Source organism: Pseudomonas fluorescens HK44 (assembly GCF_000217955.3).
GTDB lineage: Bacteria > Pseudomonadota > Gammaproteobacteria > Pseudomonadales > Pseudomonadaceae > Aquipseudomonas > Aquipseudomonas fluorescens_AQ.
Map to the genome: position 1 here is coordinate 1,442,413 of NZ_AFOY02000015.1, position 25,457 is coordinate 1,467,869.

General features: G+C 59.0%; 23 protein-coding genes. 6 read left to right on the top strand and 17 right to left on the bottom strand.

The genetic code is table 11. The annotated features are described in order from the left end of the window. Positions 1-38: 38 nt before the first annotated feature. The 11 genes from HK44_RS19415 to HK44_RS19465 form a co-directional block, all read right to left on the bottom strand. Positions 39-389, bottom strand: coding sequence for a flagellar protein FlaG (locus HK44_RS19415; protein ID WP_019692398.1), 351 nt, complete (start codon positions 387-389; stop codon positions 39-41). A gap of 72 nt (positions 390-461) precedes the next feature. Next, positions 462-1,883 carry a flagellin gene (locus HK44_RS19420; RefSeq protein ID WP_019692399.1) on the bottom strand — a complete coding sequence of 474 codons (1,422 nt, stop codon included), beginning with the start codon at positions 1,881-1,883 and terminating at the stop codon, positions 462-464. A gap of 251 nt (positions 1,884-2,134) precedes the next feature. Continuing rightward, positions 2,135-3,064, bottom strand: a complete 930-nt coding sequence (locus HK44_RS19425; RefSeq protein ID WP_019692400.1) for a ketoacyl-ACP synthase III — start codon at positions 3,062-3,064, stop codon at positions 2,135-2,137. A gap of 325 nt (positions 3,065-3,389) precedes the next feature. Next, positions 3,390-4,964 carry a flagellar hook-associated protein 3 gene (locus tag HK44_RS19430; RefSeq protein ID WP_019692401.1) on the bottom strand — a complete coding sequence of 525 codons (1,575 nt, stop codon included), beginning with the start codon at positions 4,962-4,964 and terminating at the stop codon, positions 3,390-3,392. Positions 4,965-4,977: 13 nt separating this feature from the next. Beyond that, positions 4,978-6,993: a flagellar hook-associated protein FlgK gene (gene flgK / locus HK44_RS19435; protein ID WP_019692402.1), complete on the bottom strand. Its 2,016-nt coding sequence runs from the start codon at positions 6,991-6,993 to the stop codon at positions 4,978-4,980. A gap of 23 nt (positions 6,994-7,016) precedes the next feature. Continuing rightward, positions 7,017-8,303 (bottom strand): flagellar assembly peptidoglycan hydrolase FlgJ, encoded by a 1,287-nt coding sequence (flgJ, locus tag HK44_RS19440; RefSeq protein WP_019692403.1) that lies wholly within the window; start codon positions 8,301-8,303, stop codon positions 7,017-7,019. A gap of 10 nt (positions 8,304-8,313) precedes the next feature. After that, complete coding sequence (locus HK44_RS19445; RefSeq protein WP_019692404.1) at positions 8,314-9,423, bottom strand: flagellar basal body P-ring protein FlgI; 1,110 nt, start codon at positions 9,421-9,423, stop codon at positions 8,314-8,316. Between the two features lie 15 nt (positions 9,424-9,438). Next, the gene (gene flgH / locus HK44_RS19450; protein WP_019692405.1) at positions 9,439-10,119 is read right to left on the bottom strand and encodes a flagellar basal body L-ring protein FlgH; all 681 of its coding nucleotides are present in this window, start codon (positions 10,117-10,119) and stop codon (positions 9,439-9,441) included. Between the two features lie 51 nt (positions 10,120-10,170). After that, positions 10,171-10,956 carry a flagellar basal-body rod protein FlgG gene (gene flgG / locus HK44_RS19455; protein WP_019692406.1) on the bottom strand — a complete coding sequence of 262 codons (786 nt, stop codon included), beginning with the start codon at positions 10,954-10,956 and terminating at the stop codon, positions 10,171-10,173. A gap of 45 nt (positions 10,957-11,001) precedes the next feature. Next, the gene (locus HK44_RS19460) at positions 11,002-11,742 is read right to left on the bottom strand and encodes a flagellar basal body rod protein FlgF (RefSeq protein ID WP_019692407.1); all 741 of its coding nucleotides are present in this window, start codon (positions 11,740-11,742) and stop codon (positions 11,002-11,004) included. A 369-nt stretch (positions 11,743-12,111) separates the two neighbouring features. Then, positions 12,112-13,674, bottom strand: a complete 1,563-nt coding sequence (locus HK44_RS19465) for a sigma-54-dependent phenylalanine hydroxylase transcriptional regulator PhhR (protein WP_024265083.1) — start codon at positions 13,672-13,674, stop codon at positions 12,112-12,114. A gap of 282 nt (positions 13,675-13,956) precedes the next feature. On the opposite strand from HK44_RS19465, the gene phhA reads away from it, so the two are divergent. The 6 genes from phhA (at position 13,957) to HK44_RS19490 (ending at position 18,376) form a co-directional block, all read left to right on the top strand. Further along, entirely contained in the window at positions 13,957-14,748 is a 792-nt protein-coding gene (gene phhA / locus HK44_RS19470) for a phenylalanine 4-monooxygenase (RefSeq protein WP_019692409.1), read from the top strand. Between the two features lie 68 nt (positions 14,749-14,816). Further along, positions 14,817-15,173, top strand: coding sequence for a 4a-hydroxytetrahydrobiopterin dehydratase (locus HK44_RS19475; RefSeq protein WP_019692410.1), 357 nt, complete (start codon positions 14,817-14,819; stop codon positions 15,171-15,173). Further along, positions 15,173-16,366 carry an amino acid aminotransferase gene (locus tag HK44_RS19480; protein WP_019692411.1) on the top strand — a complete coding sequence of 398 codons (1,194 nt, stop codon included), beginning with the start codon at positions 15,173-15,175 and terminating at the stop codon, positions 16,364-16,366. Before HK44_RS19475 ends, HK44_RS19480 begins: the two co-directional genes overlap by 1 nt. Positions 16,367-16,673: 307 nt before the next feature. Next, a complete protein-coding gene (locus HK44_RS30190) occupies positions 16,674-16,805 on the top strand; it encodes a hypothetical protein (RefSeq protein ID WP_019692412.1) in 132 nt (43 codons plus the stop codon). 74 nt (positions 16,806-16,879) lie between these two features. Further along, positions 16,880-17,062, top strand: a complete 183-nt coding sequence (locus tag HK44_RS19485) for a hypothetical protein (RefSeq protein ID WP_019692413.1) — start codon at positions 16,880-16,882, stop codon at positions 17,060-17,062. Between the two features lie 114 nt (positions 17,063-17,176). Further along, entirely contained in the window at positions 17,177-18,376 is a 1,200-nt protein-coding gene (locus HK44_RS19490) for an MFS transporter (protein WP_019692414.1), read from the top strand. Here the strand turns inward: HK44_RS19490 and arfB are convergent. The 6 genes from arfB to HK44_RS19520 form a co-directional block, all read right to left on the bottom strand. After that, complete coding sequence (gene arfB, locus HK44_RS19495) at positions 18,373-18,786, bottom strand: alternative ribosome rescue aminoacyl-tRNA hydrolase ArfB (RefSeq protein WP_019692415.1); 414 nt, start codon at positions 18,784-18,786, stop codon at positions 18,373-18,375. The two genes, HK44_RS19490 and arfB, sit on opposite strands and share 4 nt — an antisense overlap. Positions 18,787-19,025: 239 nt before the next feature. Further along, entirely contained in the window at positions 19,026-20,447 is a 1,422-nt protein-coding gene (locus HK44_RS19500) for an amino acid permease (RefSeq protein WP_019692416.1), read from the bottom strand. A 969-nt stretch (positions 20,448-21,416) separates the two neighbouring features. After that, positions 21,417-22,700: a 23S rRNA pseudouridine(2605) synthase RluB gene (gene rluB / locus HK44_RS19505; RefSeq protein ID WP_019692418.1), complete on the bottom strand. Its 1,284-nt coding sequence runs from the start codon at positions 22,698-22,700 to the stop codon at positions 21,417-21,419. 300 nt (positions 22,701-23,000) lie between these two features. Continuing rightward, on the bottom strand, positions 23,001-23,990 hold the full coding sequence (scpB, locus tag HK44_RS19510) for an SMC-Scp complex subunit ScpB (RefSeq protein ID WP_019692419.1): 990 nt from the start codon (positions 23,988-23,990) through the stop codon (positions 23,001-23,003). 12 nt (positions 23,991-24,002) lie between these two features. Further along, entirely contained in the window at positions 24,003-24,701 is a 699-nt protein-coding gene (locus tag HK44_RS19515) for a segregation and condensation protein A (RefSeq protein ID WP_187682502.1), read from the bottom strand. Positions 24,702-24,821: 120 nt separating this feature from the next. Further along, on the bottom strand, positions 24,822-25,451 hold the full coding sequence (locus tag HK44_RS19520) for an L-threonylcarbamoyladenylate synthase (protein ID WP_024265084.1): 630 nt from the start codon (positions 25,449-25,451) through the stop codon (positions 24,822-24,824). Between the last annotated feature and the right edge of the window lie 6 nt (positions 25,452-25,457).

Here is a 25,457-nt window from a genome sequence, read left to right on the forward strand (position 1 = left end):
GCGCCTCAAGCATCGACAGCAACAAAATTCATGCCAGCTCAGGCCTTGCCGTCAAATAGCAGGCTGCTGGCGTCATGTAGGCTTTGTGCCAACTTTAGAGCAGTTTCCGAAGGTATCTGGCGAATCACTTCACCGGTTTCGGTGGCAATGACCTTGACCACGATCTGATGGGTAGAATCATCAATGGAAAAATCCAGTTTGCGCTGAGTAGCCTGGACGAAATCCCGAATATCGGTGACAGCCTTTTCCAAATCGGCGCGCTTGGGCTCCGATACCGCAGACACGCTGGCGCCAGCCTTGGGCTTGTCCGGGGAGCCAGCAACTGGCGGTGTTGCGCCCTGAGGGGCAACCGCTGGATAAGACAGGTTCAACTTGACGCTCATGTCCATGCTGATCTCCTCATCACGAAAAAGACGAAAGGGCACGTAGCGCGCCCTTCCGTCAGTTACCAAGCGCCGATATTACTGAAGCAGCTTCAGTACAGCGGCTGGCTGCTGGTTGGCTTGAGCCAGGATTGCGGTCGAAGCCTGTTGCAGGGTGTTTTGCTTGGTCATCTGAGCACTTTCAGATGCGAAGTCAACGTCCTGGATCACGCCACGGGCAGCGGTGGAGTTGTCCGAGATACTGCGCAGGTTGGACACGGTGCTGTCGAAACGGTTTTGTACCGCACCGAGGTCAGCACGCTGGGAGTCGATATTGCCAATCGCCTTGGTGATCACGTCAATCGCGTTCTGCGCGTGGGCGGCAGTGGTCACATCAGTATTGGAAACGGTGGTTTTGGTGGAGCTTACAGAAGCGGCGCCGAACAAACCGGTCAAAGCACCGGCGGCTGCCTCGGTCATCGAGTAGCTGTTAGTGGAGTTCAGTGAGATCGCGCCAACGGCGGTCAATCCAGCTGCAAGCACAGCAGAACCACCAAGGACACCAGAAGCGTTCTTGGTTGCAACCGAGATAGTGTTCGCAGCACCGGCGAGGTTATTGAATATCAAGTTTTCGCCGGTGTCGGATTTCACCGACAGGGTATTGGCTTTGGGATCAAAGTTAACGCTGATACCCAATTTTGCAGCGCCGGACTTCAGCTGATCGGCCATATCGGAGAGAGTGGTCACGCCCACCATGCTGACCGTCTGCCCCCCAACCGTTAAATCGAAGTTACTGGCGGCAATGGAAGCGCCGGGGAGAGTGAACGTGGCTTCAGTGCTGGCAGTGGCAGACAAACCGCTTACAGCACCGTCCATCTTGGCGGCAATGGTTTTGGCCGAGTCAGTAGCGACAGTGTTCACGGTAGCGGTGCCACCACTACCATTGATGGTGATCGCACCAGCGGCAACAGGAGCTGCAGCTGGTGTGACGCTTGTGCTCTTCACTTGCTGCGAACCGATATTGCCAGCTCCAACGTCACCCAGGGTCATATTGATGGTCTGGTTGGCGTTAGCACCAACCTGGAAAGCGGTAGTACCGAAAGTACCATCCAGCAGGTTACGACCACCGAAGGTCGTGGTGGTAGCGATACGGGTCAGCTCGGAGGTCAGAGCCGAGTACTCGGCGTTGTTCGATTTACGGTCTTCTGCGCTTGGCGAGCCGTTCGCGGAAGCCAGGGCCAGGGTACGCATTTTCTGCAGGATGTTGGTGGATTCCTGCATGGCGCCTTCAGCGGTTTGCGCGATGGAGATACCGTCACCGGCGTTCTTGATCGCAGTACCCAAGCCGTTGATCTGGCTGGTCAGACGGTTGGCGATCTGCAGGCCAGCCGCGTCGTCTTTTGCACTGTTGATACGCAGGCCGGAAGACAGGCGTTGCATCGAAGCTTGCAGGCTATTGGAAGCCTTGTTCAGGTTGTTCTGAACGGTCAGCGATGCAAGGTTGGTGTTTACGGTTAACATGACGAAATCCTCGTTGGATGGATACTGCGGCTTCCGGCCCTGACATCCGTCGGGTGTGGCCTAGAGAACCTTCGTAATAGTTATCGTCGTGAAAACACTTTGCTTGAGGGTTTTTTTGAAAATTGTTAGTGGCAGCGTGCCAGCCCTTTATTTTCAAGGCTTTGCAGCCAAAAACATGGCACCAGCGAAACGCAAAACGCCCGAGAACTTTCGTTCCCGGGCGTTTTCACGATCGCTGCAAGGGCGGGTAATCAAGGACGATAGATAATCGCCGAGCCCCACGACAAGCCCACGCCAAAACCGCTGAGCGCCACGCGTTTCCACTTGGAATCGAACACATGGTTCTGCAGCAGCAGCGGAATGCTCGACGAAACGGTATTACCGGTTTCAAGCATGTCCTTGATGAACTTCTCCGGCTCAGCCTCTTCAAAGCGGCGCGCAACGGCATCGACGATGGCCGCACTGCCCTGGTGAATGCAGAAGGCATCGATATCGCTGGCTTGCAGGTCAGACTCATCGAGCAACTCATGCAAATGCGCCGGGACTTTCAGCAGTGCGAAGTTGAACACCTGACGACCGTTCATGAAGAACACGCCATCCGTGACCTTCAGGTGCGGAGCGCCCGAACCGTCTGTGCCGAACTTCGCCTTGCCGAGGCGCCAGGTCGGGTCTTCGCCCATCCAGGTTGCCGTCGCGGCATCACCGAACAGCATGGTGGTGTTGCGGTCTTGCGGGTCAACGATTTTCGAATAGGGATCGGCGGTCACCAACAGGCCATTTTTCAGCCCTGTCGCCTCCATAAAGCCCTTGAGCGCATAGATGCCGTAGACATAACCGGAACAACCGAGGGAAATATCGAAGGCGGCAACGCTGGTCGGCAGACCCAACTTGTCCTGAACGATTGCCGCAGTGTGCGGCAGACCTTCCTCATCACCGTTCTGGGTGACAACGATCAAGGCATCAATGGATTCACGCTTGAGTGCAGGGTTGGCTGCAAACAGCGCATTGACTGCTTCGACGCACAGATCGGAAGTTTCCTGATCAGCGCCTTTGCGCGGCAAAAAGGCCGAGCCAATCTTGCCGAGAATGAAGGTTTCATCCTTGTCGAATTTTGCACCCTGGGCGTAGTTGTCAACCCCGGCTGCAGGCACGTAACTCGCTATACTTTTTATGCCAATCATTATGGCTTCCCAATAATAAACAGCTGAAAAATCACCACTCAGAGGGTCGAGGGTGTCGACAGTCAGGGGGCTGCCCCCCGCCCAAAAAAACCGGGGGCAATGGCAGGAGTCGATGACGCCATTGTACAAGCCCGCAACCTTCACCGCCCGCAGTCAGGATACAGTGAAGATGCGCGTTTTGACTGACGGGTCACTCAGAGTGCGAAGCTTTATGTATTTTTGCGACTAAAGCCACCCTGAAAATTCATTTTCGGCCTGACAGCAGAGCAAAAAAAAACGGCCAGCCCTCGATTGAAAGGACTGACCGCCAGGGCTTGACGCCCGATCAAAGCTTGTTGAACAGGCCCAACTGGGAAATTTTCGAGAACGCCAGTTGCGCCGCCTGCAACATGGTTTGCTGCAAGGTCAGGCGGGTCAGCACTTCCGCCGGATCCGTGTTCTTGATATCCGATTGCGTAGAGGCGTTGATCAAGCCGGCACTCTGATTCTGCTCGCTCTGCAGATCCATCACATTACCCCGGGCACCGATGGCTCCCCGAGTAAGGTCGACCTGATTCTTGGCGTTGCCCAGGTTGGCAATCGCCGAGGCTATCGACTCCTCAAGATGACGTTGCGCCGCCGGGTTGCCCTGCGTTGGCGTTTCGAGCGCCTGACGCAACTGGCTAACGGTATCGAGCACATTCTGGGTCTGGTGAGCATTGACCGATACGTCGAACTGATCGTTGGCCGCAGGCGTACCGCTCATGGTGAAACTGATGCCGGCCGCCGTCGCGACACCCGCCGTCACCGTACCCGACGACACCGCCTGACTGCTGCTCGTCAATGGACGAGCGTACAGGTCAAACGTGGTTGCACTGGTGAACTTGAGTACCGCACCGCCGTCCGGGAAGAAACCCGCATAGTCCGCCGGGTTGGTGACCTTACTCTGACTGACCAGCGCGGTAGATGGGTTGCCTGGATTGCGTGTACTGGTAATGGTGTCCGGCTTGGTTGCCAGCTGAAAACTGTGGCCCGCGATCACCGCGTCCGCGTTGACGGCCGTGTCGGTGCTTTGAAAGGTGACATTCAGGGCGAATGTCACGCCACGAAAATTGATATTGGAACCACCTTTGGCGTTCGGATCAAAGGTGCCACCCTGAGTCGCCTCGGCCGTGACGTCATTACCTGCCACGTCCTTGATCTGAAACTGGGTGCTGCTCAGAAACGACATTGTGTAAGGCTCGCCACTGCGGAAGCTGGAGTTGAAGGTCGGGCCGGAGTTCACCAACCCGGGCGACAACGCCACGCGCCCGTCGTCGACAGCAGGCACGGTCATGGTGGTCTGGCTGCGGCTCGCGTTGACTGCCTGCTGGAAAACACTCCAGCCAGAATCATTGAGCCCCAACGACATCGAATCACCGACTTTCAGCTGGAGCTGAGTCTGGTCGCCCTTGTAGCTATAGGTGCCGTCCGCGTTGCGCGCAAAGGGGGCAGTATCATTACTGGCTCCGGAAAACAGGTAGTTGCCGCTGGCATCCTTGCTGTTCATCAGACTCAGAAGCTGCTGCTCGGACTGATCGAGTTCTGCGGCGATGGACTTGCGGTCATCGTCGTTCAACGAACCGCCACCGGCACGCACTGCCAGCTCACTGACTTTCTGCAGCACGTTGTTGACGCTGTCGAGCACGCTTTCTTCCTGAGCCTGAGCAGTCTTCAGCGCGGTGATGTTGTTGGTGTACTGGCCCAGCATTGCGCTCTGCTGATCCAGCTGCAGCAAGCGCGCAGCCCCCACCGGGTCATCGCCCGCCGTCTCGAGTTTGACGCCACTGCTGGCCTGATCACCGGTCTTGATCAGGTTGGAGAAGTTTCGTTGATAGTTGGCCGCGCTATTTTGGTAAAACTGTGCAGTAGAAATACGCATGATCTACGGCTCCTTAAAGACTGTTGATCAGAGTGCTGAAAGTTTCCTGCGCAGCCTTGATGATCTGCGAAGAAGCGCTGTAGTACTGCTGATATTTGACCAGGCTGCCGGTCTCCTCATCGAGGTCGACACCGGACAAGGAGTCGCGGGCCGCCGCCGCCCCCTTGAGGAGCGTGTCGTTGGCGGTGCCATCCATCTGGCCTTGCTTGGCCTTCGCGCCGACCCCGGAAACCAGACCGCCGTAGGCATCCGAGAAGCTGACCCCCGGACTGGTCGTGGTTGCGCCCACAGTGGCCTTCGACTGAAGACCAAGCAATGCCTGCGCGTTACGGTTGTCAGTACTGCTGGCCGCAGTCATCGAGACATTGAAACTGTCGCCCGAAACCGGAGTACCGCTGACCGTCATTTCAAAATTGAAGTTCTGGGCTGCCCCCAGCGAATCGGTGTAAGGCACCTGAATGCTCAGCTTGTTGCTTTGCCCAGGCACGATACTGCCCGTCCCAAGACTGTTGCCCTTGGCGTCCAGCACCTGGTAGGCGTTGGCAGACGTCATGAGCATGCGCACTGGCATCGCAGTCTTGATAGCGTTCTGCATATCCTGGTTCTGGACAGGGTTGTAGATATCCAGAGTGGAGGTCAACGTCGGCTGACTGACCGAGCCCGTGCCTTTGTTGCCCTGGGCAAGAGTCGAGGTCAACGGCGCGGAAGTCGACAGACGTTTGGCGTCGGTCATCACCGTCAAAAGGTCCCCGGCGCCGCTGCGGGTCGGGGTGATCTTGAAGTTGTCACCGGCGCTCACCCCGGCCGCACTGTTCAGGCTCAGGGAGAAGCCGTCAATCACCGGTGCCGGAGAGGCCCCAAGGGTAAAGCTGCCCATGTCGGTGTTATCCGACAGACGCTTGACGCTATAACCCGTGGCGCTGGCGAAGGTCACCTGGTAATCGCTGGTACTTAACTTGCTGGTGTCCTGAATCGTGACATTCAGGTTGCCCGACACAGGATTGTTGTTGCCACTGGCAATGCTGCGCTGACTGATGGCCGTTGCACTGTTGATATTATTGAACAGGGCAGCACCGAACTCACCGTTCTGGTCCAGCCCCTGCCCCAACTGCTGGTTCACCTGGTCGGAAACGACCATGGCGATACGCCCCAGCTCATTGGTCGCTGGCGCCAGCACGTCGTCGCGGTAACGCAGCATCCCCCCCATCTCGCCGCCGGTCACGGCGGAAGTGATATCCAGCGTCGAGAAGCCGCGATTCATGATGATCGAACTGCGGGTCGGGTCGCTCTTGTCTGTAGAAACCTGAAGCGAGTTGGCGGTATTGCCTATGACCAGCGGCTGACCGCCCGTCATATAGATATCGTAGCTGCCATTGCGCTCGACAACTTGCGTGCCCACTAACTGAGAGAGCTGGCGAACCGTTTCGTTGCGCTGATCCATCAGGTCGTTTGGTGTGCTGCCAGTACCACTGACTTCAGTGATCTTCTGGTTGTAGGTCGCAATGGTTGAAGCCAGTTTATTGACCTGATCCGCTACCGAGCCCATCTGAGCATTGATGTAGGAGCTCTGCTGCTTGAGCTGATCGGACATGGCGTTGAAGCGGCTGCTCAGACTCTGGGAGTTGGTCAGCAGGGACTGACGCGCAGCGGCATCGTTCGGCGTCGAAGACAGTGTCTGCAAGGACGAAAAGAACGACTGCATCACTTTGGTGATGCCGGTCCCGCTATCGGACAACAACTTGTCGACCTGCGTCACCTGACTCAAATAGGCCTGGGCATCGCTATTGAGCGAAGTGGTGGTCTGCAACTGGGTGTCGAGGTAAGCGCTATACACCCGACGCACGTCCGCCAGGGTCGTACCCGTGCCGATGAATACGTTGCTGCCGTACTGAATCGAGGATTTGCTGTTCTGCACGGTTTGCTGACGCGAATAGCCGGCTGTGTCAACGTTGGCAATGTTGTTGCCGGTCACCGCCAAAGACGATGAGGCCGCATTCAACCCCGACATCCCGATATTGAGCAAACTCATGATTCAGACCTTATACCTTATGCCTATAAAGGCGTCGTGGAAGAGCCCGCCGCAGCGTAGTTCTGGTAACTCTTCATCTGTTTGGCAATCTGCGAAATCTTGCTGGCGTAGCCAGGGTCGGTTGCATACCCGGCCTTTTGCAACTCGCGTACAAACTGTTCCGGGTTATCGGCCGACTTCACAACATCTTGATAGCGATCATTGGTTTGCAGCAATGTCACAAGGTCATGGAAGCTGTCCTTGTAAGAGCCGTAGGAACGGAACTCGGCCGTCTCCTTGACCATCTCGCCATTCCTGAATTCGCTGGTGATCGCCCGCGCCGAATCGCCCTTCCAGCTGCTGCCGGCCTTGATACCGAACAGGTTGTGACTGCTGCTGCCATCCTGGGCGCGCATGACCGATTTACCCCATCCGGTTTCCAGGGCCGCCTGGGCCACCAGATAACGCGGATCGACGCCGATGCGGTCGGCGGCTTCCTTGGCCATCGGCATCATCGTATTGACGAATTCGTCGGCAGAACCGAAGGCTTTCTTCGCCGGTGCCAGCGGTATTTGAGCCATGGCACGACCATAAATCTGCATCCGCCCGCTTGATCCCGAATCCGCTTGCGAGGCGAGCCAATCGCCATTGAACAGAGGACCGGAACCGGTCTTCGTGCCTTGAGGCGATTGGATGTTGTTGAGCGCCGTTGCGGCAGTCGTCGATGCCGACGGCACCAGGCCCGCGAGCAAGCGGTCCGCAAGTTTCGGCGGCAGCGCCAGACGACGCTGGTTGAGCATCGCCACGTCATTGCGGTGACCATCGAGCGATTGTTGCGGCGGGTTGACCGCACGCGAAGCCCACAACGGCCGCTGGCCATTGAGCCGCGACAACGGCCCATCGGTACCCACAGTACCGGCAGCCACTGGCGTTGATACTGCCGCTTTCGCCGCTTCCTGCTTGGCTGCAGACATCGCCGCCGCCTCACCCGGCGCCAGCGGTTTGTTCTTCGACATCTGGCGCATCAGCACGTCGGCCAGGCCGATACCATGACCCTGGCGGGACATGGAAACCGCCAGTTGCTGGTCGTACATTTCCTGGTACTGCTTGGCCGCAGGCGTGTTGAGCGGATTGTCCTTGCCCAGTGTCTCGGTGGCCGAGCGCATGGACTTGAGCATCTCGCTGAGGAACAGCGACTCGAACTCCTGCGCCACCTTGCGCATGTTCGCATCGCTGTTCTTGTCACCGACCTTGAGCTGGTTAAGCCGGTTCAGGTCCGAGTACGAACCCGAATCGCCGCTGCTGACCAACCCGCTCTTGTGAAGATCCATGTTTGCCATATCAAATCACGATCAGGTCGGCTTGCAGTGCGCCAGCCTGTTTCAACGCTTCAAGGATCGCCATCAAGTCACCCGGCGCCGCGCCGACCTGATTCACCGCACGGACAATCTCGTCCAGCGTGGTGCCAGGGCCAAACTTGAACATCGGCTTGGCTTCTTGTTGAGCATTGACCCGGGAACGCGGCACGACTGCCGTCTGACCGTTGGACAAAGGTCCTGGCTGACTGACGATCGGGTCTTCGGTGATGGTCACGGTCAGGCTGCCGTGAGTCACGGCGGCCGGTGAAACCTTGACGTTCTGACCGATCACGATGGTGCCGGTCCGCGAATTGATGATGACCTTGGCCACCGCCTGCCCCGGATCGACTTCGAGGTTTTCCAGGATCGACAGGTAGTCGACACGCTGGCTCGGATCGAGCGGCGCGGTGACGCGGATCGAACCGCCGTCAATCGCCTGTGCAACACCTGGGCCGAGCATGTTGTTGATCTTGTCGACCACGCGCTTGGCGGTGGTGAAGTCGGAGCGATTGAGGTTCAGGGTCAGGCTGTTGCCCTGATTGAAACCGCTCGGCACCGAACGCTCGACCGAAGCACCACCCGGAATACGGCCCGCCGACGGAACGTTGACGGTGATCTTCGAACCGTCGCGACCTTCAGCATCAAAACCACCGACCACCAGGTTGCCCTGGGCGATCGCATAGACGTTACCGTCGATCCCCTTGAGCGGCGTCAGCAGCAGGGTGCCGCCGCGCAGGCTCTTGGAGTTACCGATCGAGGACACGGTGATGTCGACCTGCTGACCCGGCTTGGCGAACGCCGGCAAGTCGGCACTGACCGACACCGCCGCGACGTTCTTCAACTGCACGTTGCCGGAGCCGGCCGGCACCTTGATGCCGAACTGCGAAAGCATGTTGTTGAAGGTCTGCAGGGTGAACGGGGTTTGCGTGGTCTGGTCACCCGTGCCGTTAAGCCCGACGACCAGGCCGTAGCCGATCAACTGGTTGGAACGCACGCCCGAAATACTGGCGATGTCCTTCAACCGCTCGGCCTGAACGCCGAGGGAGGTGGACAGCAACAACATGGCCGCCATCAGGTGCTTGAAATTAAACATGAGTCGTTTCATCACCTAGAAAGGGAACAGCGGGCTTAAGAAGAAACGGTCGAACCAGCCTGGCTGACTCGCGTCGGCAAACGAACCGGTACCCGAGTAGGTGATCCGTGCATCAGCGATACGAGTCGACGGCACCGTGTTATCGGTAGCGATATCGTCCGCCCGGACCAGACCGGCAATACGCACCAGCTCATCACCGGTATTGAGGGTCATCCACTTCTCGCCACGCACGGCAATGATGCCGTTGGGCAGCACGTCGGCAACGGTAACGGTGATCGAACCGACCAGGCTGTTGCCCTGCCCTGCCTTGCTGTCGCCCTTGGTGGCGCGGTCACCGCTGTAATTGGCACCCAGACTCAGAGGACTGTTGGCGGCCGGGGTGCCACCGAACAGTGAGGTCAGACCGATTCCGGCCTTGCTGGTCTTGTCCACCTGGGAGTTGGCGTTTTTACTGGCCTGGGTCTTTTCGTTCAGGGTGATGGTGATGATGTCACCGACCCGGAACGCCTTGCGGTCGCTGTACAGGTTCTGCTCGAAACCGGCCTGATAGATCGAGCCGTTGTTCGCCGCTGCCGGCAGCGGTGTACGAGGCAACACGGGCGCGTAGTACGGGTCATTGGGCTTCGGCGTCGGGCCGACGCAGCCCGCGAGCACGGCGATCCCACTCAATGCGAGAACAGATACAAAGCGATTCATGACCCTACCTCACGGTGTTGCAGGCGGCTTCACGCCGCCTCATAGACTTGATTACAGATTCTGCGTTACGAACGAGAGCATCTGGTCGGCGGTGGAAATCACCTTGGAGTTCATCTCGTAAGCGCGTTGAGTGGTGATCATGTTGACCATCTCTTCAACGGTGCTGACGTTGGAGGTTTCCAGGGTGTTCTGCAGCGTGGTACCAAAACCGTTCAGGCCCGGCGTACCGATTTGCGGCGCACCACTGGCGGCGGTTTCCTGGAACAGGTTGTTACCCATGGCCTGCAGACCGGCCGGGTTGATGAAGTCGGCGGTTTGCAGGTTGCCGATCACTTGCGCGGCGGCGGCGCCTGGAATGGTGATCGACACGGTGCCGTCACGACCGACCGTGAAGGTCTGTGCGTTGTTCGGAATGACGATGGCCGGTTCCAGGGCAAAGCCGCTGGCGTTGACGATCTGGCCATTGGAGTCCAGGTGGAACGTACCGTCACGGGTGTAGGCGGTCGTGCCGTCCGGCTGCAGGATCTGGAAGAAACCGCGACCGTCGACCGCCATGTCCAGCGGTTGGTCGGTGGTTTGCAGGCTACCGGCGGTGAAGTTTTTCTGAGTGCCGACAATGCGCACACCGGTACCCAATTGCAGACCCGACGGCAGCGCGCTGTCCTGGGTCGACTGGGCGCCTGGCTGACGCTTGATCTGGTACAACAAGTCCTGGAACTCGGCACGATCACGCTTGAAACCCGTGGTCGATACGTTCGCCAGGTTGTTGGAAATAGTCGTCAGGTTGGTGTCCTGGGCGGACAGACCTGTTTTGGCAACCCATAGAGCCGGAAGCATTCAATTCTCCTCGTGCGCCTGTTTTACGGCGCGACGTTCTGATAATTAGCTGATCTGCAAGACCCGAGCCATGGCCTGGTCGTCGTCTTTGGCGGTGTTCATCATCTTGACGTGCAGCTCGAATTGCTTGGACAGGGCCAATACCGAGGTCATCTCCTCAACGGCGTTGACGTTGCTCGACTCAAGGAAGCCCGACACCAGCTGCACGTTGGCATCGGCCGGTGCCGGCTTGCCGTCTGCGGTGTGGATCGAACCGTCCAGACCTTTGGTCATGTTCTTGATGTCCGGGTTGACCAGCTTGATGCGGTCAACCACGGCCATGACGCGCGGGCCTTCACCCATTGACCGAATGCTGATGGTGCCGTCCTGGCCGACTTCGATTTTCTGCTCGGGCGGCACGGCAATCGGACCACCGTTGCCCATGACCGGCATACCGTTGCCGGCGCGCAGCACGCCCAAGGCGTCGACATTCAGGCTGCCGGTGCGCACATAGCTTTCACCACCGTTCGGATTCTGTACGGCAATCCAGCCATTACCCTGGACCGCTACATCGAGATCGCGACCGGTTTCAATCATTGCGCCAGGAGAGAAGTCGGTGGCCGGACGTTCGGACAGGGCAAACGCTCGTGCCGGAAAGCTGTCGCCAAACACCGGCATCGACCGCGCCTGCTCCAGGTCTTTCTGAAAACCGTTGGTGGAGATGTTCGCCAGGTTGTTGGCATGAGCCTTTTGCGCCAGTGCGTTCTGGCTGGCACCGGTCATTGCCACATAAAGGTACTTGTCCACAGTCTTTCCTCTGCATGTCGGACGTTTGCCGCCCACCGCTGTACTGCCTGAGCCTCAAGCAATTTGCAGACCAACTTTCACGCAGGGATTCGAAGCCCTATAAACAAAGGACTTGAGAGGAATTGGAGGGGAATGGGCAATGGTGTCAAAGACGAAAAACCGGCGCGGTTATGCCGCTTACGGCAAGTGTCGGCCTTTTACACGCGACACATTCACCGTGGCGAGGGAGCTTGCTCCCGCTGGGCTGCAAAGCAGCCCCAAAAACAACAATGAAGTTCCAGCAGGCATTACCAGCCGACGGAAGTTGCGACCGCTTCGCGCCCGAGCGGGAGCAAGCTCCCTCGCCACAAAGAGCCCGCCCGCCACAGGTTATGCGCTAGGTTCTTTACCAACTTCGTATTCACGCAGTTTGTTGGCAATGGTGGTGTGGGACACGCCAAGGCGCTTGCCCAGCAGGCGACTGCTCGGGTACTCGGAATACAGCCGCTCCAGCACCGCCTTTTCGAAGCGCCCGACAATCTCGTCCAGCCCGCCTTCCAGCGAGAAATCCCCCAGAGGCTGGCGCACGCCGTAATCCGGCAGGCGAATATGCTCTGCCTTGACCGTGCCGCCGTCACATAACGAAACCGCCTGAAACAACACGTTTTCCAACTGCCGGACATTGCCCGGCCAGTGGTAATGACTGAGTCGCTCCATCGCCGCCGGCGCCAGCTTCGGTAGCGGACAACCGATCTGCCGACTGGCCTGATCAAGGAAGTGCTCGACCAGCGGCGTCAGACCGTCGAGGCATTCGCGCAGCGGCGGGATGTGCAGTGAAAGCACATTCAAGCGATGGTAAAGATCCTGACGGAATTCACCGCGGGCACACAGCTCAGACAGATCGACCTGAGTGGCGCAGATCACCCGCACATCCAGGTAAACCTCTTCATCACTGCCCACCCGGCGGAAGCAACCGTCTTGCAAAAACCGCAGCAGTTTCACTTGCAAGCGCGGACTCATTTCCCCGACGCCGTCGAGAAACAGCGTGCCGCCCGCCGTCAGCTCCAGCAGCCCGAGCTTGCCTTCGGCCCGCGCCCCTTCGAACGCCCCCGGGCCATAACCGAACAGCTCGGTTTCGGCCATCGATTCCGGCAGCCCGGCGCAATTGAGCGCCATCAACGGCGACTGCCCACGTGGGCTGGCCAGGTGGCAGGCGCGCGCCAACAGCTCTTTACCGGTGCCGGTCTCGCCTTCGATCAGCAGCGGCGCATCCAGTGGCGCCATACGCCGCGCTTCACGCACCACCGCGGCCATGACTTTGGAGCTTTGGAAAATGCTGTCGAAACCGCGCAACTCCTGCTTGCGCACGTTATAGATGCGTTCGCCGACCCGGTCCGCCCGGTGCAGCGTCAGCACCGCACCGGCCATGGCCTCGCTGTCGTCATGCTCCGATTGCAACGGCGCGATATCGGCCAGGAACACATCGCCCTTGACCTTGACCCGCAAGCCATTGATCCGCGATTTGTTGGCGCGTACCAGCTCCGGCAGATCGAAGTCCTCGGCATACCGCGACAAGGGAATGCCCGGCACCTCGTCCACCCGCACACCGAGCAATTGCGCGGCGGCGCGGTTGGCCGCAACGATAGAACCGCCCATGTCGATCGACAGCACCGGAAACTCCAGCGCGCCGAGCAAGGCATTCAGCTCCATATGCCGACGCTCGCTGGGCATCAGCCCAACGCGCTTGACGCCGAACACACCGGTAATCGCCTCGAACTTCGGACGCAGTGCCTGAAACTGAAGGTTGATCAGGTTCGGGCAATGCAGGTAGATCGCATTGCCATGCTCGCCGCCGACCTCCCCCCGGGCAACGTTGATCCCGTACTCCACCAGCAAGTTGAGAATGTCGCGCAGGATACCGATGCGGTTCTGGCAGTGGACTTTGATACGCATATAAAGGCCCGAACGGTGGTAAATGAGGCGCATGGCAAGAATTTTTCTGCCAAGGCGCGAAGTTTGTCGTCAAGATTATGTGACAGCTCAAGGCCTTTTCAAACCCGAAAATCTCAGTACCTACGCCACAGCCGCCCATCCGTAACGAATACTTTACGAAAAACAGGGAATTCTCCTACCCGCAACGCTCAAACCCTGCTGCAAGGTCGCACACTTAGGCGTATCTCTAAGTCCATAGGCAACACGACATAACAAGAATGTATCCCTTTGCAGGAGAGCAGCATGAAGCAGACGCAATACGTGGCTCGCGAGCCCGATGCGCAAGGTTTTATCCACTACACCGCTGAAGAACATGCAGTGTGGAATACGCTGATCACTCGCCAGCTGAAAGTGCTCGAGGGTCGTGCATGCCAGGAATACATGGACGGCATCGAAAAACTCGGCTTGCCCCATGACCGCATTCCGCAACTCGACGAAATCAACAAAGTCCTCGGCGAGACCACCGGTTGGCAAGTCGCCCGGGTACCGGCGCTGATTCCGTTCCAGACCTTCTTTGAATTGCTGGCCAACAAGCAGTTTCCGGTCGCGACCTTTATTCGTACTCGCGAAGAACTGGATTACCTGCAAGAGCCGGACATTTTCCACGAGATCTTTGGCCACTGTCCGCTGCTGACCAACCCGTGGTTCGCCGAGTTCACCCACACTTACGGCAAACTCGGCCTACAGGCTTCCAAGGAAGAACGCGTCTATCTGGCGCGCCTGTACTGGATGACCATCGAGTTTGGCCTGGTCGACACCCCGGACGGCAAACGCATCTACGGCGGCGGCATCCTCTCCTCGCCGAAAGAAACCGTGTACAGCCTGTCCGGCGAACCGGAGCATCAAGCCTTTGATCCGCTGGAAGCGATGCGCACGCCGTATCGCATCGACATCCTGCAACCCCTGTACTTTGTCCTGCCAAACCTCAAGCGCCTGTTCGATCTGGCCCACGAGGACATCATGGGCATGGTCCACCAAGGCATGCAGCTGGGTCTGCACGCACCGAAGTTTGCGCCTAAACCCAAGGCAGCCTGAAAGCGCCGCAGTCGCGGCGCCCCTCAAAAAATAGTAACGTCTAACAAGAATTGATTTGGGAACCCACCATGAACGCTCTGAACCAAGCCCATTGCGAAGCCTGCCGTGCCGATGCCCCACAAGTCAGCGACGAAGAACTGCCGGTACTGATCAAGCAGATCCCTGACTGGAACATCGAAGTTCGCGACGGCGTGATGCAGCTGGAAAAAGTCTTCCTGTTCAAGAATTTCAAATTCGCCCTGGCCTTTACCAACGCCGTGGGTGAAATCTCCGAGGCCGAAGGTCACCACCCAGGCCTGCTCACCGAGTGGGGCAAAGTCACCGTGACCTGGTGGAGCCACTCGATCAAAGGCCTGCACCGCAACGACTTCATCATGGCCGCGCGCACTGACGAAGTGGCGAAAGACGCCGAGGGCCGAAAATAATGCATTTCGACGCCATCGGCCGAGTACCCGGCGACCCGATTCTCGGCCTGATGGAGGCCTATGCGCAGGACAGCAATCCGTGCAAGTTCGACCTTGGCGTGGGCGTCTACAAGGATGCCCAGGGCCTGACCCCGATTCCGCAGTCGGTGAAACTCGCCGAACTGCGCCTGGTCGATCGTCAGACCACCAAGACCTACATCGGCGGTCACGGTGACGCGGCATTTGGCAAAGTGATCAATGAGCTGGTGCTCGGCGCCGATTCTGCGCTGATCGCCGAGCAGCGAGCCGGCGCAACCCAAACCCCGGGCGGCACCGGCGCCTTGCGCTTGAGCGCCGACTTCATCGCGCAATGCCTGCCGGGCCGTGGTATCTGGCTGAGCAACCCGACGTGGCCGATTCACGAAACCATCTACGCCACCGCCGGCCTCAAGGTCAGCCACTACCCGTACGTGGGCAGCGACAATCGCCTCGACGTCGAAGCCATGCTGGCGACCCTGAACCTGATTCCCAAGGGCGATGTGGTACTGCTGCACGCCTGCTGCCACAACCCGACCGGTTTCGACCTGTCTCACGATGACTGGCGTCGCGTGCTGGAGGTGGTTCGCAGCCGCGAACTGCTGCCGCTGATCGACTTCGCTTATCAGGGTTTTGGCGATGGCCTGGAACAAGACGCCTGGGCCGTGCGGTTGTTTGCCGCTGAACTGCCTGAGCTGCTGATCACCAGTTCCTGCTCGAAAAACTTCGGCCTGTACCGCGACCGCACCGGCGCGTTGATCGTCTGCGCGAAGGATGCCGAAAAGCTGGTGGATATCCGCAGCCAATTGGCCAACATCGCCCGCAACCTGTGGTCGACACCACCGGATCACGGCGCGGCCGTGGTGGCTACCATCCTCGGCGACCCGGAGCTGAAGCAGTTGTGGGCCGATGAAGTGGAAGCCATGCGTTTGCGCATCGCGCAGTTGCGCTCGGGCCTGGTGGACGCATTGGAGCCGCACGGCTTGGGTGAACGCTTCGCGCATATCGGCGTGCAACGCGGGATGTTTTCCTACACCGGTTTAACGCCGGCCCAGGTGAAAAACCTGCGCGACCACCACAGCGTGTACATGGTCAGCTCCGGTCGCGCCAACGTCGCCGGGATCGATGCCACACGCCTGGATTTGCTGGCGCAAGCTATCGCTGACGTCTGCAAGTAAATTCCTGGCAGGCCCCTTGTGGCGAGGGAGCTTGCTCCCGCTCGAGCACGCAGTGGTCGCAAAGCCTGCATTCGAGTTTTAACTGAACGAACTCATTGCCTGACTTTTGGGGCTGCTCCGCAGCCCAGCGGGAGCAAGCTCCCTCGCCACAATTGCTTCAAAGCACGAGTACCGCATGCGGCCATCCGTCGCAACAAAGGGAGATAAAAGTCTCTCTGTCATCTCCCCTGCTGTATCCTGCCCAGGCTTTTTAAAAGCGCGGATCTACACAGCGATTTAAAAACAGACCTTGCGAGGAGCAACCAACATGCACGAGATTCCTAATCTCCCCTTCCCAAGCCTGCACGAAACTGCGCAGACAACCCCGCAACAAGCCGGTGCCCATCAGCCCGAGCCGAAAGAAGCCACTGGCAGCCGCAAGGCCGACAGCGAAGACTGAAAAAGCACTACCCAGACCGTGTGGAAAGCGCTAATTCATGCGCTTTCCACACAGCCTGAACCAAGGACCCGTACATGAGCGACACCTTCACCGAAAGCCAGGCCAGCGTACTGATCGGCACTGCCGAAAAGATGATCGATGTCTGGAACCGCCTGACACCCGAGAAACAAGCCCTGCTCCTGACCCGCTTCGGCAGCCAGGAAAACGCCCTCGCCGCACTGGTGACCACGCAACTGGTCGCACCCGCCAAATCCTGATACCGGCCAGGCAACACAACGGCCGACACCTGGCGCCAATTTCTCCCCTCCGCGCATCCAACCATCGGTATCATAAGCAGCCTATCTATCCTGCTGTCCCGTGGACCCATTCCCATGCCAGATCCTCAGCGCCCCATGGCGGTCACGCTGCAAGTCGTTTCCATCGTCCTGTTTACCTTCATCGGCTATCTGAATATCGGCATCCCCTTGGCCGTTTTGCCGGGTTATGTACACAGCGACCTGGGTTTTGGCGCGGTGATTGCGGGCTTGGTGATCAGTGTGCAATACCTCGCCACCCTGCTCAGCCGCCCGTACGCAGGAAGGATCATCGACAACCAGGGCAGCAAACGCGCGGTAATGATCGGCCTGGCTGGGTGCGGCTTGAGCGGCGTGTTCATGCTGCTGTCGGCCTGGACGCAGAGTTTGCCGACCTTGAGCCTGATCAGCTTGCTGATCGGCAGACTGGTACTGGGCAGCGCCGAAAGCCTGGTCGGTTCAGGATCGATTGGTTGGGGCATCGGCCGGGTCGGCGCAGCGAATACCGCCAAGGTCATCTCCTGGAACGGCATCGCCAGTTACGGCGCACTGGCTGTCGGCGCGCCGCTCGGCGTGCTGCTGGTGCATCACTTGGGGCTTTGGAGCATGGGCGTGAGCATTCTGTTGCTGGCAGCGCTGGGGCTGCTGTTGGCCTGGCCGAAAACCGCGGCGCCGATCGTTGCCGGTGAACGCCTGCCGTTCATGCATGTCCTGGGTCGGGTGCTACCCCACGGCTGTGGGCTGGCGCTGGGCTCGATCGGCTTCGGCACCATCGCCACTTTCATCACCCTGTATTACGCCACCCGACACTGGGACAACGCCGTCCTCTGCCTGAGCCTGTTCGGCGCCTGTTTCATTGGCGCGCGTCTGCTGTTCGGCAACCTGATCAATCGCCTCGGTGGCTTTCGCGTGGCGATTGCCTGCCTGTCGGTCGAAACCCTCGGCCTGCTGTTGTTGTGGATGGCCCCGGACGCACACTGGGCACTGGCGGGCGCGGCGTTGAGCGGGTTCGGCTTCTCGCTGGTGTTCCCGGCGCTGGGTGTGGAAGCGGTGAATCTGGTGCCCGCCTCCAGCCGTGGTGCAGCAGTCGGGGCTTACTCGTTGTTCATCGACTTGTCACTGGGGATCACCGGGCCGCTGGCGGGCGCCATCGCGGCCGGATTCGGCTTTGCCTCGATCTTCCTGTTCGCCGCCCTCGCCGCCTTGAGCGGCTTGATGCTCAGCTTCTATCTGTACCGACAGTCACCAAAGTATCGTGAGGAACGCGAAGCGCGCTAGAAGTCGACTTTACCACGCCCGGCCTTGATCGAGCCGCGCTTGGTTTTTGACTCCAGCCGACGCTTCTTCGAGCCCAGGGTCGGCTTGGTCGGACGACGCTTTTTTTCAACCTTGGTGGCGCTGAGGATCAACTCGGTCAGACGCGCCAACGCATCGGCGCGGTTGGCTTCCTGAGTGCGGTATTGCTGGGCCTTGATGATGATCACGCCGTCGCTGGTGATCCGACTGTCACGCAGCGCCAGCAAGCGTTCCTTGTAGAACTCTGGCAAGGATGACGCTGGAATATCAAAGCGCAGGTGCACCGCGCTGGAGACCTTGTTGACGTTCTGCCCACCCGCGCCTTGCGCGCGAATGGCGGTCAATTCGATCTCGGCATCCGGCAGATGCACGTTGTTGGAAATCACCAGCATGGAAAAGCGTGTCCGCATTAGGGGTGCATCAGGATACCCGAATAGCCTGAAGGAGATTACAGGCCATTGTGGCAGCGAGCCGGCTCCGGGCGGCGATCCGACGATAGCGGTTTGCCAGTCACATTGATGTTGCATGTGCCGTCGTCATGGCGAGCAGGCTCGCTCCCACAGGTTTTTGTATGAACCCTGAAAACAACAAACCCGGCACATGGCCGGGTTTGTCGTTTCTGTTTTCTGCGTTACTTCACTGCAGAAGCCGCAGCATTCAACGCGTGCTGAGCACTGCGCTTGTTCTTGATGTTGTAGCAGACCCACATGAACACGACCCACACCGGAATCGCGTACACCGAGACCTGGATACCCGGGATCATCAGCATGATGCACAGGATGAAGACCACGAACGCCAGGCAGATATAGTTGCCGTACGGGTACCACAGCGCCTTGAACAGCGGGGTTTGCCGGGTACGGTTCATGTGCTGACGAAACTTGAAGTGCGAGAAGCTGATCATCGCCCAGTTGATCACCAGCGTTGCAACCACCAGCGACATCAGCAGTTCCAGCGCATGCTGCGGCATCAGGTAGTTCATCACCACGGCGACGAAGGTTACCGCGGCCGAGGCCAGGATCGAACGCACCGGCACGCCGCGCTTGTCGATCTTCGCCAGACCTTTCGGGGCGTCGCCCTGTTCAGCCATGCCCAGCAACATGCGGCTGTTGCAGTAGGTGCCGCTGTTGTACACCGACAATGCCGCCGTCAGCACCACGAAGTTGAGGATGTGCGCCGCGGTGTTGCTGCCCAGCATCGAGAACACCTGAACGAACGGGCTGCCGCTATAGGCATCGCCGGACGCGTTCAGGCTTGCCAGCAAGCTGTCCCACGGAGTCAGCGACAGCAGAACCACCAGTGCGCCGATGTAGAAAATCAGGATCCGGTAGATCACCTGATTGATGGCTTTCGGAATCACGGTTTTCGGCTTGTCGGCTTCTGCTGCGGTGAAACCGAGCATTTCCAGGCCGCCGAAGGAGAACATGATGATCGCCATGGCCATCACCAGACCACTGACGCCGTTCGGGAAGAACCCTCCGTGTTCCCACAGGTTGGTCACCGAGGCTTGCGGGCCGCCATGGCCGCTGACCAGCAGGTAGCTGCCCAGGGCAATCATGCCGACAATCGCCACGACCTTGATGATCGCGAACCAGAACTCTGCTTCGCCAAAGACTTTGACGTTAGCCAGGTTGATCGCGTTGATCATCACGAAGAACACCGCTGCCGAGGCCCAGGTCGGAACATCCGGCCACCAGTAGTGCACGTATTTGCCGACCGCCGTCAGCTCCGACATGCCCACCAGGATGTACAGAATCCAGCAGTTCCAGCCCGACAGGAAGCCGGCGAAACCACCCCAGTACTTGTGCGCAAAGTGGCTGAACGAGCCGGCCACCGGCTCTTCAACAATCATTTCGCCCAGTTGGCGCATGATCATGAAAGCGATGAAGCCACAGATTGCGTAACCGAGGATCATCGACGGGCCGGCCGATTTCAGCACACCGGCAGAGCCCAGGAACAATCCGGTACCGATCGCGCCGCCGAGGGCGATCAGTTGAATATGGCGATTTTTCAGGCCGCGTTGAAGCGTACCTGAATGCGAGTTTTGTCCACTCATTAAAAGGGTCTCACGCAAGGTTTGATAATGTTCGTTAAGACGTTGCCGCTCTGATCAGGATCAAGCAGCGCGGATCAAACCCCAGCGCAGGCACCAGGAGTTCAGCATTTTTTTACCGGTCATGCGTCACCTGTTTGTTTTTATCTGTGACGAAATCGAACCCGACACGCTTGTGGCGCGGCGGAGTTAACAAGGCGGATAGCCTTGAGTTTTGTGCAGTTACGCAGGGAGGTCACAGTTAAAACGCGGCGCATTGTACACCTGTAACCCCCTGCTGCCAGACACCGCCGAATCAGCGCGTCGTTTGCCGGGATTGCCTGTGTCCGCCTCGAGTGGCTCGGGCGGCTGCAAAAAAAGGCTCAGACCTTTGCGGGTCGTTGACGGGTGCGATGGAAAAATCGCCCCCCGAAGAGAGATAAAAATGACTCACGGCGTTCATTGCGCCTCCTTCTTGTTATGCACCTGCACGACAGGCATGGGCGCATCTCACCGCTGAAACCGTCTTGAAACAAGCCGACCAGAGCCCTGTAAACCGCACGGTCGAGCGCCAACCGGAAGCATTTCCTTACAGTCCTCATGTCAACCCGAATCCATGGTGCAGAACGCGGCTTTTCGTAAAACCTCCTTTACGTGGCGTAACGTATTTTTTCCACCACAGATCTTTTTGTAAGCTGAGCGCAAATTGACGGTAGTCCCATTCCTAGAGATAAGGTCGAGTTGGCTTTTTGTTTTTAATTGAAAAAATCGACACCATGCGCCTGGACCTGATCTTCGCCAGCGGCGTGTTGGCGCTGGATGACAAGCCGGTGTTTGATGGGCGGTTTGTGTTTTAGCCTGATTTTTCAGGGTGATGCGGCTGACGCCTTCGCGAGCTTGCTCGCGATGACAGACTCAAAAACACTGCATCACTAAAGCCAGGGCAAAAAAAACGCCAACCCGCGGGTTGGCGTTTTTATGGGCGCTGACCGATTATTCCGGCTTGCGACGACCAAAGCCAGGACGCTGACCGGAGCCTGCCGGTGCGCCGCGACGCTTGCCCGATGGCGCATCACGGTCGACCAGGACGATGCCCGGACGCTTTTTCGGCGCCGGCTTGGCCGGGCGCTTGGTGTCGGACGGACGGTCTGCCACTGGCGTACCGCGACCCGACTCACCGCGACCTGCTGGCGCACCGCGATCGCTGCGACCACCGGACGGAGCACCGCGGCCTTCGCCACGTTCAGTGCGACCGTTGGCCGGACGCGGAGTGCGTGGACCGCGCTCGCCGTCCTGGCGTGGCGCAGGTTTGCGGGCTGGACGTTCGCCTTCGATCTGCGGCTCGCGCACTGGACGCGGGCCAGCAGCCGCTGGAGCACCGGTCGCTGGACGCAGGGTCCGCACGCGCTCGCTCTTGCCGACCGGGCGGGACGACTTGCGCTGCATACGCTCCAGCTTGTCTTTGCTCTTGGCGTTCATTTGCGGCATGGCCACCGGGGTCAAACCGACTTCAGCACTCAGTACGTCGACTTCGTACTGGCTCATTTCGCGCCAGCGGCCCATCGGCAGGTCAGAGTTGAGGAACACCGGACCGAAACGCACGCGCTTCAGACGGCTGACCACCAGACCCTGGGATTCCCACAGACGTCGAACTTCACGGTTACGACCTTCCATCACCACGCAGTGGTACCAGTGGTTGAAACCTTCGCCACCTGGCGCCTGCTTGATGTCGGTAAACTTCGCCGGGCCATCTTCGAGAACAACGCCGGCCTTCAGGCGTTCGATCATTTCGTCGTCGACTTCACCACGCACACGTACCGCATACTCGCGGTCCATTTCGTAGGAAGGGTGCATCAGGCGGTTGGCCAGCTCACCGTCGGTGGTGAACATCAGCAAACCGGTGGTGTTGATGTCCAGACGACCGATGTTGATCCAGCGGCCTTCTTTTGGTTTCGGCATCTTGTCGAATACGGTCGGACGGCCTTCAGGGTCGTCACGGGTGCAGATTTCGCCGTCGGGCTTGTTGTACATGATCACGCGGCGGACCGATTCGGCCGCTTCTTCACGCTTGATCACCTTGCCATCGATGGTGATGGCGTCGTGCAGGTCGACTCGCAGGCCAAGGGTGGCATCTTTGCCGTTGACCTTGATCCGGCCATGACTGATCCAGGCTTCTACGTCGCGGCGCGAGCCGACGCCGATACGGGCGAGGACTTTCTGCAGTTTTTCGCCTGCTGGGCCGATTTCCTGGTCGTCTTTCTGATCGTTGATACTCATCTGGGCACCTCCCGGTGTGGTCTGTTCAGGCCTGGCCTGAAGAGTTGAAATCTGGTCTTTGGGCGAAAGGATCGCCGAAGGGTCGCGAATCATACGCGCATGACGCCGCTCGCGCATCAGAGACTAGCGGATAAACGGTCGGATAATTGTTTTTCCGCCGACCGGTGACACAGAGTTCGATCAATCACAACACTGAACCAGTGTGGGAGCGAGCCTGCTCGCGATGAGGGAGTGTCAGTCGACATCAATGTTGTCTGATATACCGCTATCGCGAGCAGGCTCGCTCCCACAGGGTTTGCGTCAATCTTCGAGCGAGCGGCGTTCGTTCTCGATTGCTTCGGCGAGGGCCTGGGCTTCGGCTTCTTCTTCGCTCAGCTCGGGTTTTGGCTTGGGCTGTTCCAGCGCGGCGACGGCAGCCAGCAGTTTCTCGCGAGCTTCGGCAACGCCGAGAATGTCGTCTTCAGCCTCCTCAACTTCTTCAGTTTCGGCCTCGGCTTCGACTTGAAGCCCGGCCTCTACCGCAACCTCGACAGGCACATCGTCTGGCATCTGCGGCTCGCTGTCGCTGACCGCGCCATCACGCAGCAAGTCGTCAAAATCGGTCTTGATCCCCTCTTCCATCGAATCCAGTTCGAGCAACAAGGTATGGAAACTGGTCTCGTCTTTCGGTTCTTCCGGCTCGGCGCTGGCATCGGCCAGTTCTTGCAGGCTCAGCGGCACCGGCGCGTCGTCGAACTCGAGCATCGGCTCGGGCTCCAGCTCGCGCAGTTCGGCCAGCGGTGGCAGGTCGTCGAGGTTCTTCAGGTTGAAATGATCGAGAAACGCCTTGGTGGTGGCGAACATTGCCGGCTTGCCCGGTACGTCGCGATAACCGACGATCCTGATCCACTCACGCTCCAGCAGGGTCTTGACGATGTGGCTGTTGACCGCCACACCGCGCACATCCTCGATCTCGCCACGGGTGATCGGCTGGCGGTAGGCGATCAACGCCATGGTCTCCAGCATCGCCCGGGAATAGCGCTGCGGGCGTTCTTCCCACAGACGTCCGACCCAGGGCGCGAACTTCTCGCGAATTTGCAGACGGTAGCCCGAGGCGACTTCCTTCAGTTCAAAAGCCCGGCCGTCGCAGGATTTCGCGAGAATTGCCAAGGCCTTCTTGAAGACCGGCGGCTCCGGGCGCTCACCCTCTTCGAAGAGCTCGAACAGACGCTCCATCGACTGCGGCTTTCCCGAGGCCAACAGAAAGGCTTCAAGCAGTGGCGCCAGCTCGCGGGGTTCACTCAGATTCATTGATTTTGCTCGTTATTCGGCTCGCGCCCGCACATGGATAGCCGCAAACGGCTCATTCTGCACCAGCTCGACCAAGGATTCCTTGACCAGTTCGAGGATCGCCATAAAGGTCACGACCACACCCAAGCGTCCTTCTTCAGCGGTGAACAGCTCGACAAAAGGCACAAAACCGCCGCCCTTGAGCCGTTCCAGCACATCGCTCATACGCTCGCGCGTTGACAACGCCTCGCGGCTGACCTGATGGCTTTCGAACATATCGCCACGGCGCAGCACCTCGGCCATGGACATCAGCAATTCTTCCAGACTCACCTCCGGCAGCAACTTGCGCGCCCGGGCCTGCGGGGCATCGAGCTTGGGCACTACCACATCGCGGCCAACCCGGCTCAGGCCGTCGATGCCTTCAGCCGCGGCCTTGAAGCGTTCGTACTCCTGCAAGCGACGGATCAGCTCGGCACGCGGATCGTCCTCTTCCTCCTCGATCTCGGCCGAGCGCGGCAGCAGCATGCGCGACTTGATCTCGGCGAGCATCGCCGCCATCACCAGATACTCGGCGGCCAGCTCCAGCCGCACCGACTGCATCAACTCGACATAGCCCATGTATTGCCGGGTAATTTCCGCCACCGGAATGTCGAGGATATTGATGTTCTGCTTGCGGATCAGGTACAGCAGCAAGTCGAGCGGGCCTTCGAAGGCCTCAAGGAAAACTTCCAGCGCGTCCGGCGGAATGTACAGGTCCAGCGGCATTTCCATGACCGCCTGGCCATAGACCATGGCGAACGGCAGCTCTTGCTGTGCCCCGGCCTGGCTATCGACGGGCTCTACTGCGGACATCTAGGCCTCAACCGTAAACGGCGCGGGGTCACCGCAACCGACGCGAATCACTTCGGGTTCGCCGTCGGCCAGGTTGATCACCGTGGAGGCTTTGATACCACCAAAACCGCCATCGATGATCAGGTCGACCTGATGCTCAAGCAACTGACGCATTTCATAAGGGTCGCTCAACGGGTCGGTGTCACCGGGCATGATCAGGGTCACGCTCATCAGCGGCTCGCCCAGTTCCTCGAGCAACGCCAGGGCAATCGGATGGCTCGGCACCCGCAGACCGATGGTGCGCTTCTTCGGGTGCAGCAGCAGACGCGGCACTTCGCGGGTGGCGTTGAGAATAAACGTATAAGGCCCCGGCAAGTGGGCCTTGAGCAAGCGGAAGGTGCCGGTGTCGATCTTGGCAAACAGCCCCAGTTGTGACAGGTCGCTGCAAATCAGCGCGAAATTGTGCTTTTCATCCAGCTGACGCAGCCGGCGCACGCGCTCCACGGCAGTCTTGTCACCGATCTGGCAACCAATGGCGTAGGACGAGTCAGTGGGATAAATCACCACCCCGCCATTGCGGATGATCTCGACAGCCTGTTTGATCAGGCGCGCTTGCGGGTTTTCCGGATGAATCTGGAAAAATTGACTCACATTGTC